Source organism: Nonomuraea sp. NPDC052265, assembly GCF_044547985.1.
Taxonomy (GTDB): domain Bacteria; phylum Actinomycetota; class Actinomycetes; order Streptosporangiales; family Streptosporangiaceae; genus Nonomuraea.
In genome coordinates, this window is record NZ_JBIUBJ010000061.1 from 1 (window position 1) to 2,928 (window position 2,928).

Sequence of the window (2,928 nt, forward strand, 5' to 3'; positions counted from 1 at the left end):
TTGCTACGAAGGATCACGCGATGGCCGTACTCATTTCACGGCGCCACACCTGTTGACCAGGTCAAACTCGTACACCACTTCCGTGGACGCAACCCGACACACTGTTCTTCGCGGCCATCACGTAGGCTCCTTCGTTCTCGGACAAGGCCCTAGAAGGAACACGGGATGGCCGTCACCATTTCCTGGTACCAACCCCACGCTTCCTCGATCTGCTCAAACATCCTGAAGCCGGTGTCCATTGCCGCGCCATCCAGCCGCGTGAGCAGTCAAGCAAGCCGCAACAATCCCAAGAATGAGCCCCCCGACTTAAGTCGGGGGGCTCAAATCCGCCTACGCGTCATCTTTCGCCAACAGGCGATCAAGTCTGAGCCCCAGGTCGTTCAGCTGGAACCGAAGGCCCTCGAACATCGTCAACGTCTCCAGCAGGCTGGCCTTGCAGTTCTCGTCGAACCGCTCACGAAGGCGCGTGATCTCGAAGTTGAGGATCTCGAAGTCCTGACGGACCCCTGAGCGAACATCGACGATCTCGGCCCTCGCAGTGGCCAGCCCGGCCAACACCGCATCCTGGCCGCCCGAGCACGACCGCGTCTCCAGCCCCTGCAGACGGAGTTGCAGATCGAGGATCTCCTCCTCAACGTTCACGTTCCCCTACCCCTTACCAATGGACGACAGGGGGCCGGCTTCCAACGACCGAGCCCCACTTGCTGCGAGCACATATTGACAAGCCTCCCGGCTTGAAGCGATCGCCGACAAGCACTCCTGGAGTGGTTTTCTTCCCCCACCGGCTCACGCTTTTTCCGGGACGTTCTTATCTGCCCGGCTTGTCGGAGGAAATAAAACCACCTCAGTAAGAGGAAGGTCGACCGCTCGCCGAAGCCGTCTCAAAGGGCCGCTCGTCCCTGAACAGCGAAAAGCGCGTCCAGCCTGCCCGGAATCGCCAGGACTTTATCATCCCAAATAGAAAGAACCAAGCCATTCCCAGCCGACAACCCGATTGACGACAATCCCGAAAACAAGGACCAAAGAGTGAGCCGAACTCCTGGGCGTCACCCTGATGACGCCAGACGCGCAGGCGAGCCATCGGCATCGACCGGTGGACCGGCGACCGCAGCAAGCCGAAGCCTGGTCTCGTCCGCGCTCCCGGGCACAGCACTCATGATCACAATCTTGCACCCAGAGTCACCGCCGACCAGGACGTCACAGTCCACCCTGGTCGGCCCTACCAACGGATGGTGGATCGTCTTGTGGTCCTCACGATGAGCCCCCACCGTCCCCACCGTCCCCATCGCCCAGAGCTCAGCAAACCTCTCGTTACCGGTACGCAGTTCGCCGATCAGCTGCGTCAGGCGTGCGTCCTGAGGAAAGCGGCCAGTGGCCCGGCGTAGATCGGACACAACGGCGAGATCGGTAGTTTCCTTATCCAGTTCACTCACGGGCCACAAGGCCAGGCGAGCAGGCCCCCGACCGGAAACCGATCCCGGGCGAAATTGCGCAAGCGGGACGGCGACGCCGAGGGATCGCCCAGCAATGCAGCCCAACTACGGTTCCACCAGACCAGCTGCCGATCCGCCGCGAACACAGCCACCGCCACATCGCCGAGCCGGGCGAGCACTCGCTGCACACCCGGCGGGATGTGATCGGAGATCGCCCCGTTCGCCGGCGGTACAAGGCGAGCCAACCGGTACAGATGATCGCGCTCAGACACAGACAGCTGCAGGGCCCGCGCAAGAGACGCGACGACCTGTGCCGAAGGCGTCGTGGCTCGCCCCTCCTCCAGACGCACGACATTGTCGACCGACACGCCGGCCAGCTCAGCGAGCTCCTCACGACGTAGGCCCACCGCGCGCCGCGCCCGCCCCACCGGGAGCGCCACAGCCGACGGAGACAGCCGCTCCCGCCATGTACGGATCATCACACCCAGTCCAGCCCCGGCCCGTCGTAGTCATGACATCCATCCTCATTCATCCCCGGTCATGGAAGGCGACCCGGAAGGTGGCACTGCTGCTCCTACCGTTGACGCATCCCTGGCCGCCTGCCACAGGCCGCCCGAACATTGACCACATGACGATCGCCTTCATCACCGGAGCCAACAAGGGGCTCGGCCGCGAGACCGCCCGCCGCCTCATCGAACTCGGTCACACCGCGCTGCTCGGCGCGCGAGACCCCGAGCGAGGCCGGCAGGCCGCCGCCGCACTCGGCGCACGCTTCGTCCGCATCGACGTGACCGATGACGCATCCGTCGCCGCCCACGAGGGCCGAATCGACGTCCTGATCAACAACGCCAGCATCCACGGCCCCTCCGGCGACGCCACCGCCTTGACCGGCACCGACGCTCTCAACGTCTTCGACGTCAACCTTGTCGGCACGGTCCGAACGACCAACGCCTTCCTGCCGCTGCTTCGCCGATCACCAGACCCGGTCATCATCAACGTCAGCAGCGGAATGGGCTCGCTCGCCTACACTCATGACCCGTCCCGGGCCGAATCGTCGGTGATCGCGCCGCTCTACACCGCCTCAAAGGCAGCGCTCACGATGCTGACCACCCAGTACGCCAAAGCCCTGCCTGGCATCCATATCAACGCCGCCGATCCCGGCTACGCCGCGACAGACCTCAACGGCAACAGCGGCCCCCAAGCCGTCACCGAAGGCACGGACGCGATCATCACGCTGGCCACAGAGAACCCGGCGCGCGCTCCGGACGCTTCGTCGACCGAACAGGCGAGATCTCCTGGTCCTGAACCCGCCACCTACCGGGAGGGCGACCTGCAACGGACACCACCGAGAAGAGTCCCACTGTGTAATCACAAACAGGCCGATCAACGTCGCAACAGCAGGTCACGTCCACGGACGTGGTGTATGAATCGATCTTCGCGTGATCCTGTTTTTGCAGGTTAAGCGCTAAGTGTCTGCGGGAGCGGGTTCTGGGCC

Annotated in this window: 4 protein-coding genes; 1 reads left to right on the forward strand and 3 read right to left on the reverse strand. The window is 63.8% G+C overall.

Annotation, left to right across the window (positions count from 1 at the left end; genetic code table 11):
* Window positions 1–330: 330 nt before the first annotated feature.
* The 3 genes from ACIHAD_RS48775 to ACIHAD_RS48785 form a co-directional block, all read right to left on the reverse strand.
* Window positions 331–642: a hypothetical protein gene (locus ACIHAD_RS48775; RefSeq protein ID WP_397361737.1), complete on the reverse strand. Its 312-nt coding sequence runs from the start codon at window positions 640–642 to the stop codon at window positions 331–333.
* A 404-nt stretch (window positions 643–1,046) separates the two neighbouring features.
* On the reverse strand, window positions 1,047–1,433 hold the full coding sequence (locus ACIHAD_RS48780; protein ID WP_397361738.1) for a hypothetical protein: 387 nt from the start codon (window positions 1,431–1,433) through the stop codon (window positions 1,047–1,049).
* A complete protein-coding gene (locus tag ACIHAD_RS48785; protein WP_397361739.1) occupies window positions 1,430–1,912 on the reverse strand; it encodes a helix-turn-helix domain-containing protein in 483 nt (160 codons plus the stop codon). Before ACIHAD_RS48785 ends, ACIHAD_RS48780 begins: the two co-directional genes overlap by 4 nt.
* 149 nt (window positions 1,913–2,061) lie before the next feature.
* Between ACIHAD_RS48785 and ACIHAD_RS48790 the strand changes: the two genes are divergently transcribed.
* Complete coding sequence (locus tag ACIHAD_RS48790) at window positions 2,062–2,895, forward strand: SDR family NAD(P)-dependent oxidoreductase (protein ID WP_397361740.1); 834 nt, start codon at window positions 2,062–2,064, stop codon at window positions 2,893–2,895.
* Window positions 2,896–2,928 lie beyond the last annotated feature (33 nt).

What these genes read in the sequence shown, in the direction of transcription:
- ACIHAD_RS48785 (WP_397361739.1), bottom strand. Translation starts at nt 1,912, where the DNA reads ATGATCCGTACATGGCGGGAGCGGCTGTCTCCGTCGGCTGTGGCGCTC.
- ACIHAD_RS48790 (WP_397361740.1), top strand. Translation starts at nt 2,062, where the DNA reads ATGACGATCGCCTTCATCACCGGAGCCAACAAGGGGCTCGGCCGCGAG.